The 10090-nt window shown below is 33.4% G+C and carries 13 protein-coding genes; 11 read left to right on the top strand and 2 right to left on the bottom strand.

From position 1 onward, the window contains the following. The coding region (locus tag T335_RS0112875; RefSeq protein WP_026477800.1) for an IS3 family transposase at nt 1-286 on the top strand (286 nt) is incomplete at its 5' end. Nucleotides 287-359: 73 nt separating this feature from the next. On the opposite strand, the gene T335_RS0112870 is transcribed toward T335_RS0112875, so the two are convergent. Then, entirely contained in the window at nt 360-854 is a 495-nt protein-coding gene (locus tag T335_RS0112870; protein ID WP_026477921.1) for a YajQ family cyclic di-GMP-binding protein, read from the bottom strand. A 313-nt stretch (nt 855-1167) separates the two neighbouring features. Here T335_RS0112870 and T335_RS0112865 point away from each other — a divergent pair, with 313 nt between their 5' ends. The 10 genes from T335_RS0112865 (at nt 1168) to T335_RS0112820 (ending at nt 9236) form a co-directional block, all read left to right on the top strand. Continuing rightward, nucleotides 1168-1359 (top strand): hypothetical protein, encoded by a 192-nt coding sequence (locus T335_RS0112865; protein WP_026477920.1) that lies wholly within the window; start codon nt 1168-1170, stop codon nt 1357-1359. Between the two features lie 21 nt (nt 1360-1380). After that, complete coding sequence (locus T335_RS22310) at nt 1381-1536, top strand: hypothetical protein (RefSeq protein WP_156943687.1); 156 nt, start codon at nt 1381-1383, stop codon at nt 1534-1536. Nucleotides 1537-1693: 157 nt separating this feature from the next. Next, nucleotides 1694-2152, top strand: coding sequence for a MarR family winged helix-turn-helix transcriptional regulator (locus tag T335_RS20675; protein WP_051569302.1), 459 nt, complete (start codon nt 1694-1696; stop codon nt 2150-2152). After that, nucleotides 2136-3488, top strand: coding sequence for an MATE family efflux transporter (locus tag T335_RS0112850; RefSeq protein ID WP_026477919.1), 1353 nt, complete (start codon nt 2136-2138; stop codon nt 3486-3488). The genes T335_RS20675 and T335_RS0112850 overlap by 17 nt, the downstream gene beginning before the upstream one ends. Before the next feature lie 92 nt (nt 3489-3580). After that, nucleotides 3581-5362 (top strand): SLC13 family permease, encoded by a 1782-nt coding sequence (locus T335_RS0112845; protein WP_026477918.1) that lies wholly within the window; start codon nt 3581-3583, stop codon nt 5360-5362. 130 nt (nt 5363-5492) lie between these two features. Further along, entirely contained in the window at nt 5493-5894 is a 402-nt protein-coding gene (locus tag T335_RS0112840; RefSeq protein ID WP_156943686.1) for an FAD-dependent oxidoreductase, read from the top strand. A 37-nt stretch (nt 5895-5931) separates the two neighbouring features. After that, a complete protein-coding gene (locus tag T335_RS0112835) occupies nt 5932-6636 on the top strand; it encodes a pseudouridine synthase (RefSeq protein ID WP_026477916.1) in 705 nt (234 codons plus the stop codon). A 119-nt stretch (nt 6637-6755) separates the two neighbouring features. Then, complete coding sequence (locus T335_RS0112830) at nt 6756-7214, top strand: GNAT family N-acetyltransferase (RefSeq protein WP_242837300.1); 459 nt, start codon at nt 6756-6758, stop codon at nt 7212-7214. A 3-nt stretch (nt 7215-7217) separates the two neighbouring features. Further along, complete coding sequence (locus T335_RS0112825) at nt 7218-7787, top strand: tRNA (mnm(5)s(2)U34)-methyltransferase (RefSeq protein ID WP_026477914.1); 570 nt, start codon at nt 7218-7220, stop codon at nt 7785-7787. Nucleotides 7788-7838: 51 nt separating this feature from the next. Then, complete coding sequence (locus T335_RS0112820) at nt 7839-9236, top strand: oxaloacetate decarboxylase subunit alpha (protein ID WP_026477913.1); 1398 nt, start codon at nt 7839-7841, stop codon at nt 9234-9236. Between the two features lie 140 nt (nt 9237-9376). On the opposite strand, the gene T335_RS0112815 is transcribed toward T335_RS0112820, so the two are convergent. Beyond that, complete coding sequence (locus T335_RS0112815) at nt 9377-10018, bottom strand: hypothetical protein (protein ID WP_026477912.1); 642 nt, start codon at nt 10016-10018, stop codon at nt 9377-9379. Nucleotides 10019-10090 lie beyond the last annotated feature (72 nt).

Here is a 10090-nt window from a genome sequence, read left to right as displayed (position 1 = left end):
TCATAGTGACCGTGGATACCAATACACTTCAAATGGGTTTAAACATAAATTAGAAGCAGCGGGAATGACGCAAAGTATGTCACGTGTAGGAAAGTGTATTGACAATGGGCCAATGGAAGGTTTTTTTGGAACTCTAAAATGTGAAAAGTATTATCTCAATAAATACAATACCTTCAAGGATCTAAATGAGGCAATAGATGAATACATTCATTTCTATAATCATAAGAGATTACAAAAGAAATTAAGCGACCTTAGCCCGATGGAATTTCGAGCTATGGCCGCTTAAATTAGTTTTTATTATTTCCAATGTCTACTTGACAGGGTGCAGTTCAAAAGTCCAATAACTAGGTGCATTTTTTCTAGCGATAATTTGTAAATTGAAGATTAATTGGTAAATCGGCAGTCTTTAAAAGCTGAATGACAGCTTGGAGATCATCTTTATTTTTTCCAGAAACCCTTACAGAATCTCCTTGAATTGAAGCTTGAACCTTAATTTTAGAATCTTTAATAGTAGAGGTTATTAATTTAGCTTGATCCTTATCAATACCTTGACGTACTTTAATAACCTGCTTTACTTTTCCACCTAAAGAACTTTCAATCTTACCATAATCTAAAGCCTTTAAAGAAATATTTCTTTTAGTAAGCTTAGTTTGTAAAATATCTACCACGTTTTTTAGTTTAAAATCATCTTCAGCAGAAATAGTAATATCATCGTTACTTCTTTCAATTTTAGTGTCTGTGCCCTTTAAGTCAAACCTTTGAGAAATCTCCTTTGCTGTTTGATTAACAGCATTTTCAACCTCCATAGTATCTACTTGCGATACGATATCAAAAGAACTATCTTTTGAAGCCATTTGAATCCCTCCATTCTAAACATGATCAATAAAAAAGACTTCCTTAACATTATATCCATTTTATTACCAACCTGTCCATATTTTATAGAAAATTAAATTAGTAGTAGAAAAGTTTCCATGAAAGGAAGGAAACTATAAGAACCTATTGAATTCAATTAAAGAATAGAACTTTATATTTTTAGAAGTAAAAAGTTTAAACTTATCCTATAGACAATTAATTAAGACGCATCTTCATGGTATTAGTTATGAAATCTGCATATTAAATGTAATAGTACAATCCCCCAGTTGAATAAATAAAACTGGGGGGATTCCAATGGCATGGACACATAAAACTAGAAAAAATATTGAGGTGTACATAAATATAAATAATCATCAGGATGAGATAATGACCTGCTCTGAAGCGGAGGCTAAGGAAAATATTTACTTAAAAGGGTTAATCAAAACCCTTCAACAGGAATGCTTACAGCTTGCTTTGCAAAATTATCAAGCTAAAAGAAATAAATAATTCAAACAAAGGAGAATCAAGATGAAAGAACATGACGAAAAGGTTTTTTCAAAGCTAATTATTTTTTCAGTAGTTACAATAGGAGCCACAACCTATGTTAAAATTTATGATGGTAAAATCCATTACTTATTGATTATGCTATTATTGTTATTATACCTTACTAACATAAAAAAATAGTTGATCAAAATATAATCTTAGCCTACAAATGTTTACATAAAATTATTATGTAAATTAATATCATTTTTTTATAATAGTTGCGTATGCAACTATTTTTCTGTATAATAGATAGAGTCTCGAAATACTCGCCCAATTAAATGATAAAGAAGGTGTAAAAATGAATGAAAAAGAATCAGTAGGTAGATACCTCTCATTTATATATAGAACTAGCCAAAATTTTATTGCCAAAGAGCTAGAGCACCATTCCTTAGGTAGTGGACAATATATCTATTTATTGGCATTATATCGTAAAGATGGCATTATTCAAGATACTTTAGCCGATGAAATAAAAGTGGACAAGGCTACAGCTGCCCGATCCTTAAAAAAGTTAGAAGAAGAAGGCTATATTTTTAGAAAAAAAAGTGCCTCCGACAAAAGAGCCTTTGAAATCTATTTAACAGATAAAGGAAAGCAGTTTGAACCAATATTAAACGATATATTATGTCGGTGGATGAAATTAGTTTTAAAAGATTTTACAGAAGAAGAAAAAGACTTACTGTTAATCTTATTAAAAAAGATGTTTTTAAATTTACAATTTGCATCAGAAGGGAGTTTGCACAATGAATCAGCACAGTAAAATGTTGGCAACAGAAAAAATATGGAAATTATTACTAAAATTATCGGCTCCTGCTATGTTAGGAATGGTAGTTAATTCACTGTATAATCTGGTCGACACAATATTTGTAGGGCAGTTTATAGGTAAAATGGCTATAGCAGGGTTAACAATTGTTTTTCCAATACAATTATTGGTTATGGCAGTAGCTCAAACAATCGGTATTGGAGGAGCGTCAATGATCTCCCGTAGTCTGGGGGCAGGAGATGTAGAAAAGGCAGAAAAGACAATGGGGAACATGATGACATTAACATTAGTTATTAGTTTGGCTATTGCATTGCTAGGTACAATATTTATCGTACCAATTTTAAAGTTATTTGGTGCTTCAGAAGAAGTTTTACCCTATGCAGTTGAGTATATGAGAATTATTATTTGGGGAACTTTTTTCTTTGTTTTTGCATTAACCAGTAATAATATCATAAGGGCAGAAGGAAATGCAAAAGTTGCAATGGTAACAATGATTATTTCTGCAGGACTAAATATTATATTAGACCCCCTCTTTATTGTGGTATTTGACTGGGGAATCACCGGTGCAGCTTTGGCAACCGTCTTGTCCCAGGCAGTAACCGTACTATATCTTGTACATTATTTTTTAAAGGGAAAAACTACTGTTAAATTTAAAATGAAAAACCTAACCTTTGAAAAAGAAATTGTAAAGGAAATTATTGCCGTTGGGTCTAGTTCTTTTGTAAAGCAGGCCTCTGGTAGTATTTCGGCAATAATATTAAATAATTCTCTAAGAATATATGGGGGAGATTCAGCAATAGCTGTATATGGAATTATTAACAGACTACTAAATTTCACCTTTATGCCAATGCTAGGGATTGTTTATGGTTTCCAACCAATTGTAGGGTTTAATTATGGAGCAAAGTTATTAGACCGAGTAAGGGAAACGATAAAACTTTCCATCATTGCAACGACCATTTTTTCAATAGCAGGTTTCTTATTATTAATGATCTTCCCAAGATTTTTCTTTAGTATATTCACAAAGGATGCAAGCTTTATCAACGACGGTGTTGCGTCAATGCAGATGGTCATATTAGCATTACCACTAATTGGCTTCCAAATAGTAGGGGCAAGTATTTTTCAATCCTTTGGTAAGGCAAGACAATCTTTATTTCTAAATTCGTCAAGATCAGTGTTGTTTTTAATTCCTCTTGCTTTAATTTTACCATTATTTTTTCAAATTAATGGCTTATGGATGGCTTTTCCGGTTGCAGACCTATTAGCATCCATAGTAACCTTTATAATGGTTGCAAAGGAAATGACTTATCTAAAACAAGAAATAGCTTTACAATAACTATTTTTCAATAATAAAAAGTTAATCCCTCCGAATAAGTGGTAAATATAAAATAGCTACCTTAGTAGTCACCACTTAAAGGAGGGATTTTTATGTTACAACAAATTATGGTATTTATCATTTTGATATTATCCCTAAGTTTGTTTATTAATGGTAAAATAAGATATGATTTAGTAGCCCTTATGGCCCTTATAGGAGTAACCCTTATTGGCGTTATCATACCAGATGAGGCTTTTCTCGGCTTTGGACATCCTGCAGTGGTAACAGTGGTGGCTGTTCTTGTAATAAGTAAGGGACTTTTAAATGCAGGAGTTGCAGATTTCATTACAAAAAAAATTAAGGGGCTCAGTAGCAGGGTTAGTATTCAAATAGGAACATTGGTAGCTTTAGTAATCCTCTTATCTAGTTTCATGAACAATGTAGGGGCTTTAGCACTATTAATGCCAGTGGCCCTTAAAATAGGTAAAGAAAACAATATAAGAGCTTCTGTCCTTTTAATGCCCTTATCCTTCGGTTCTCTATTAGGAGGATTAATTACCCTTATTGGAACTCCGCCTAACATTATCATAGCCACTTTTCGAGGACAGAATGGGATGGATAGCTTTAAAATGTTTGACTTTGCACCAGTAGGAGTAGGAATCGCTTTAGTTGGTGGTATTTTCATCACTTTAATAGGATGGAGGCTGCTTCCCAAAAGAAAGAGCATTACATCAAAGGAGGAACTTTTTGATATAGAGGGATATTTAACTGAGGTTTGGGTTACAACTACATCGAAGGTAATTAATCAAACTTTAAAAGGACTAGGAGAAATTACAGATGCAGATTTTAATATAGTGGGCCTAGTAAGAGACGGTAAAAAGATACCGGCCCCTTCCTCCTATGAAATACTCCATAAAAATGATATATTAATAGTAAAGGCTAGTTCTAACGATATAAAAAAATTAATTAATACAGCAGGACTATCTTTATTAGGGAGGAATACTAATATAAAGGTGTCTGAAGAGGTCCTTCGCTCAGAAGAAATTACTCTAATAGAAGCAGTGGTGAGGGATGATTCCCTATTAAATAGAAAAAATGCTTACGATTTAAATCTAAGAAGACAATACGGAGTAAACCTCATAGCTGTATCTCGTCAAGGAGAAGAACTTAAGGGAAGATTATCTTGTATCAATTTTAAGGCGGGTGACATTGTTTTATTACAAGTACAAGAAAACCAATTACAACAGACCATGCAAACCCTTGGCTGTTTGCCTTTGGCAGAGAGGGATATTAAATTAGGTGATACTAAGCGTTCCATAGAATCGATGATTATTTTTTTTATAGGTATACTATTAACTACCTTTAGAATATTACCAGTTCAAATAGCCCTTTCAATGTCAGCAATAGCAATTATCTTAGTAGGAGCTTTGACCATTAAAGAAGCTTATGATAGTATTAATTGGTCAATTGTCATTTTATTAGGAGCAATGATTCCTGTTGGTCAGGCACTAGAAAGATCAGGTGGAGCAGAGACCATCGCAGTGCAAATATTAAGATCTGCTAACCACTTATCTGCTAGATTGATACTGATAGTAGTAATGGTTTTAACACTTTTATTAACAAATATCATCAATAATGCTGCAGCAGCTGTGTTAATGGCGCCAATAGCTTTAAATATTTCCCAAGGTTTAGGTGTATCTGCCGATCCCTTTCTTATGGCTGTGGCTATTGGAGCTTCCAGTGCTTATTTAACACCAATAGGACATCAATCTAATACATTAGTAATGGGTCCAGGTGGTTATCACTTCTCCGACTTTTGGAGAATGGGACTACCCTTGTCAATCATTACAGTAATAGTAGGACTACCTTTAATACTACTTTTTTGGCCCTTATGACAAAAAAGTACAATTATCTACTAATTTGTGGTCAATCTAGGTAGTAAAAGACGGAAAATGTTGAAAAATGAATATTTCCAAGGCAATACTATTGCCAAGAAATTGTCTTTAACTAGCCTACGCAGGTGGAATTGGAAATTCAATTCGTTATTTATCTATAGCGCCAAGAAATAATGCTATGAAGGTTGATCAATTGGATAACCTTTTATGTGCTGGGGAAAAAGCAGGATTATTTGTTGGTCATACAGAAGCAATCGTAACTGGAAGCCTAGCAGGCCATAATAGTATAAGATTATCCTTAGGAATGCCCTTATTAGAATTACCTAGAAGTCTTGCATCTGGAGATTTAATTGCATGCGCCAATGAAGAAATAAAGCAAGAGGAAGGATTAAAGAAACGCTATACTTTTGCTGGTTCTGATTATTTTAAAAGAATGCAAAAATTAGGTCTCTATACTACCGATACAAAAGTATTAAAGGATAAGATTGAAAGATTGAAGCTACTCAAGATTTATGAAGATAAGATGATTTAAAACATTAGTTAATACGGAAGATGATGGGGTGAAATGATTGCGCTTACAAAAATATTTAGCCACCTGCGGTGTGGCTTCAAGGAGAAAAGCAGAAGAGTATATTCAAGCAGGAAAGGTAAAAGTAAACGGTGAAGTAATTACAGAAATGGGTTATCTAGTAGAACCGGAAGAAGATGAAATTACCTATAATGGAAAGCTGGTTACACCTAATGAAGAATTAGTCTATATCCTACTTAATAAGCCAAAGGGATATGTGACAACAGTATCAGATGAATTTAATAGAAAAAAAGTTACTGATTTAATAGAGGTTTCTCAACGGATTTTCCCAGTTGGTAGACTGGATTATAACACAACAGGCCTATTAATACTAACAAACGATGGCGATATGACCTATCGACTAACCCACCCAAGATTTAAAGTAGAGAAGGTATATGTTACTCGAATAACCGGTAGGCCAACACAAGAGAAAATAAAAGCTTTTGAAACAGGCCTATCAATTGAAGACTATACAACTGCTCCCGCTAAATTTAGAATAGTAAGGCATGATGGAAAAAACACAATTGCTGAGATTACCATCCGAGAGGGAAGAAATAGACAAATAAGAAAGATGTGTGATGCAATAGGGCATCCAGTTATAGATTTAAAAAGAATAGCAATGGGAAGACTAGAATTGGGAGAATTAAGCTTAGGACAGTGGAGATATTTAACTCCAAAAGAAATACAATATTTAAAGAAATTGTAACAATTTCTATAACCCTTGAAAAAAGCTCAGTTAATTGAGCTTTTTTTTTTGGAAATATTAACACTTAGTGTTATAATAATGGTGTGGAAAATCTGAAAGGTTGTGATTTCTTGATTGAAATGAAAGTAGCCTCAGAAAATGATCTAGTATCAATTAAAAAATTTAGTAATAGACCTATAAAAGAAGATGTTGACTTCTACATGATCATTATGGATGGAGAAAGACTATTGGGTTATGCCGCTGTCACATTACCCTGCGATGAATTTGCAGTGATCAATGAACTGTATATTCTTCCATCCCAAAGAGGAATGGGGTTGGGTGATGGTCTCCTGAGGGCCACCTTAAATGCAATAGACCTTAAAGGGATTCATTGGATTTTAATAGAGGGGCATAAAGAACTTAATAGCTTTTTAATCCATGAAGAATTAAGCCCTCTTAATAAAGATGAAATTCCTTTTGAACTGACTTCTTCATTAAAGAAATGGGATAAGGATTATTGCTACAAGGAATATTATTATTGCCAGCCAAGGGAATTTTTTAGTAAAAAATGCAAGGGCAGTAAAATGATAAGGAGATAACCGATGAAATTTTCCATTATGAGGGGAACAAATTTTGTACATACCCTACTTAGAAACAAGATTAAGCATGGTGATGTTGTTATAGATGGTACTATGGGAAATGGATATGATACTTTATTCTTAGCTGAATTAGTTGGAAAAGAAGGAAAGGTATTTGCCTTCGATATCCAAGCTACTTCCCTAGAGTCAACAAGAAAGCGTTTAGAGGATAAAGAAGTCTTTAGTGAAACAATCCATCTAATTCATGACGGACACGAAAACATCCCATCCTATATTTCAGAAGAAATTGATGCTGCAATGTTTAATTTGGGTTATTTGCCAGGAAGTGACCATAGCTTAATAACAAAGCCCGATACAACATTAAAAGCTTTAGAATCAGTGATGAAGCTATTAAAAAAAGGTGGTTTAATTTCTATTATGATTTATTACGGACATGAAGGTGGTAATCAAGAGAAAGAAGCAATATTAGATATGCTAGAAAATCTGCCACCAGAAGAATATGTTGTAATAAAGACTGAATATATGAATAGAAAAAATGATCCACCAATTATTGTTATAGTAGAAAAAAAGTAATTAGAATGACAGCATAGGATAAGTTGTAAATAACTTTTAGGAGGTTACGTAATGTCAAAAATTAAAATTACCGAAACCGCATTAAGGGATGCCCATCAATCACTGTTAGCTACGAGAATGACAACTGAGGAAATGCTCCCGATAGTAGAGAAGATGGACCAGGTTGGTTATTATGCAATGGAGGTTTGGGGAGGAGCTACCTTTGATTCCTGTCTTCGATTCCTTAACGAAGATCCTTGGGAAAGACTTAGAGTTCTTCGTAAAAATATTAAAAACACAAAACTACAAATGTTATTAAGAGGTCAAAATCTATTGGGTTATAAACACTACGCTGATGATGTAGTAACAGAATTTGTTAGAAAGTCCATTGCTAATGGTATTGACATTGTAAGGGTTTTTGATGCATTAAACGATGTAAGAAACTTAGAAACAACCGTAAAGGCAGTTGTAAAAGAAGGTGGTCATGCCCAATGTGCTATATCCTACACAATTAGCCCAGTACATAACATAGATTATTATGTCATTAAGGCAAAACAAATGGAAGATCTTGGCGCTAGTTCTATTTGTATCAAAGACATGTCAGGAATACTTACTCCTTATGTTGCTTATGATTTAGTTACTGAATTAAAAAAGGCAGTCAAGTTACCAATTAATGTTCATACCCATTATACAAGTGGAATGGCATCCATGACTTACTTAAAGGCTATTGAGGCAGGGGCAGATATTGTTGATACTGCAATTTCGCCATTAGCCTTAGGAACATCTCAACCGCCAACAGAACCAATGGTAGCAGTTTTACAAGAAACAAAATATGATACAGGAATAAATTTAGAGGCTCTAAATGAAGTAACAGAGTACTTTAGACCTTTAAGGGATAAATATCTAGAAAAAGGTTTAATTGATCCGAAAGTATTAGGTGTAGACATTAATACCCTTGTATATCAAGTACCAGGAGGAATGTTATCTAATCTAATCTCTCAGTTAAAGCAACAAAACAAAATGGATAAACTAGATGAAGTGATGGCAGAAGTCCCTAAAGTAAGGGAAGACTTAGGTTTTCCTCCCCTTGTAACACCTATGAGCCAAATGGTAGGTACCCAAGCAGTATTTAATGTAATAATCGGTGAAAGATACAAAATGGTTCCTAAAGAAATTAAGGATTATGTTAAAGGTTTATATGGTCAACCATCTGTAGAAATATCACAAGAAATAAGAGAAAAAATAATTGGAAAGGAAGAAGTCGTTACGGTACGACCAGCAGACTTAATTCCACCTCAATTAGAAATCTTAAAAAATGAGATGAAAGAGTACTATACTCAAGAAGAAGATGTATTATCCTATGCATTATTCCCACAAATAGCTATGAATTATTTTAAAAGCCGTTGGGAGAAAGAATACAAAATTGAAGGTACTCTATATAATGAAGTAGATAAAACTCATCCAGTATAAAAAGAACAAAGCCTTCCTACGAAAGATTTAGTGGTAGGCTTGTGTTGAAATACATTAGGGTAAATTATGATTGTAACCTTAAAAGACCATAATTTCCTATGTATTATAACTAAAAGCTCCTGGTTTTTTACCAGGAGCTTTTAAGTACAATGGGGATGAAGATAAATCTTATTAGGACGATTGCTAACATAACTAATCACAGCGGCATTTGAATTTCTAGGGATAGACTGGTTACATTTCAAGCAAGTCCAATCTTTATTTTTAATGTATTCTTGGCCTTGATTAACCTGTAGCTTACCGTATTTACCCCAACTTTTCCACCCAGTTTTACAGAGTTTACTTCTATTTTCGTAATCGGCATAAACCCACTTTAAAATGCGATGAAAGTGAAAGGGATACTTAGTATAGGTTATAAAAGATTCTGGTAGTCCTAATTGTACCGCATAATCATCAAAGGATTTTTCTATAATAGACTGTAGAGGGTCTTTAATAATAGTATTAGTATAAGAAAACTGATTCTCTTTTAACCAATTATTAAGGGAATCAAACATATAGCCTCTACAAACTTCAATGGGTTCATCCTTAGAAACATTTAACTTTCTAATACTTTCTTCTACAATAGTAATCACATAATCAATGTATTTTTTTTTCGCAAAACTTTTACCTTGGTAATATTTTAAAGGGATGACATCATAATGATACTCTCCCGTCTCTACCCTAAGGATGCCTATAATTGTACCACCTAATAAGCTACCACTACCTGCGTCATCAATTTGAATCAAATAAAATCACCCCTTAAACATGCTTATTATTTATTATGGACATAAAAATAGACTTCTATGAAATTAATTTCA

This window comes from Alkaliphilus transvaalensis ATCC 700919, from assembly GCF_000621485.1.
Lineage (GTDB): Bacteria > Bacillota > Clostridia > Peptostreptococcales > Natronincolaceae > Alkaliphilus > Alkaliphilus transvaalensis.
This window is presented reverse-complemented; position numbering and strand designations above follow the sequence as displayed.

Excerpts from the sequence above, each read along its gene's own strand:
- T335_RS0112845 (WP_026477918.1), top strand. The coding sequence starts at position 3,581 with ATGTTACAACAAATTATGGTATTTATCATTTTGATATTATCCCTAAGT.
- T335_RS0112850 (WP_026477919.1), top strand. The coding sequence starts at position 2,136 with ATGAATCAGCACAGTAAAATGTTGGCAACAGAAAAAATATGGAAATTA.
- T335_RS0112825 (WP_026477914.1), top strand. The coding sequence starts at position 7,218 with ATGAAATTTTCCATTATGAGGGGAACAAATTTTGTACATACCCTACTT.
- T335_RS0112865 (WP_026477920.1), top strand. The coding sequence starts at position 1,168 with ATGGCATGGACACATAAAACTAGAAAAAATATTGAGGTGTACATAAAT.
- T335_RS0112820 (WP_026477913.1), top strand. The coding sequence starts at position 7,839 with ATGTCAAAAATTAAAATTACCGAAACCGCATTAAGGGATGCCCATCAA.
- T335_RS20675 (WP_051569302.1), top strand. The coding sequence starts at position 1,694 with ATGAATGAAAAAGAATCAGTAGGTAGATACCTCTCATTTATATATAGA.
- T335_RS0112830 (WP_242837300.1), top strand. The coding sequence starts at position 6,756 with ATGAAAGTAGCCTCAGAAAATGATCTAGTATCAATTAAAAAATTTAGT.
- T335_RS22310 (WP_156943687.1), top strand. The coding sequence starts at position 1,381 with ATGAAAGAACATGACGAAAAGGTTTTTTCAAAGCTAATTATTTTTTCA.
- T335_RS0112870 (WP_026477921.1), bottom strand. The coding sequence starts at position 854 with ATGGCTTCAAAAGATAGTTCTTTTGATATCGTATCGCAAGTAGATACT.